The following is a 381-nucleotide window of genomic DNA, read 5'->3' on the forward strand; positions in this document are numbered from 1 at the left end:
GACTTTAAGACGCTGAAAACTGTTGATGCAGTGAACTTCAAGCCGAACTATCCAAAACCGGATGGCAAGCTGACGTTTGACCGTCTGTCTTCAGTGTTTGTATCGAATACCGTGCATGAAGAAAACCAGCCTGCACATTTAAAGCTGACCGATGCTTCAATTCCAGTAGAAGTGAACCTGCCGAAATGGGATGAGCCAGCCCAACGCTACTGCCCGGCGGGTGTGTATGAAATCATGGAAAATGATGATGGTTCAAAACGCTTCCAGATTAATGCAGCCAACTGTGTACACTGCAAGACCTGTGACATCAAAGATCCATCCCAGAATATCACCTGGGTAACACCGGAAGGTGGCGGTGGTCCGAATTATCCGAATATGTAA

The 381-nt window shown here is 47.0% G+C and carries 1 protein-coding gene; it reads left to right on the forward strand.

The features are described from left to right. Positions 1 to 381 (forward strand): 4Fe-4S dicluster domain-containing protein (locus NI467_RS14655; RefSeq protein ID WP_253153505.1); only part of this gene is annotated, 381 nt, incomplete at its 5' end.

Origin of the sequence: Acinetobacter sp. S4397-1 (assembly GCF_024129285.1) — a bacterium.
GTDB lineage: Bacteria > Pseudomonadota > Gammaproteobacteria > Pseudomonadales > Moraxellaceae > Acinetobacter > Acinetobacter lwoffii_C.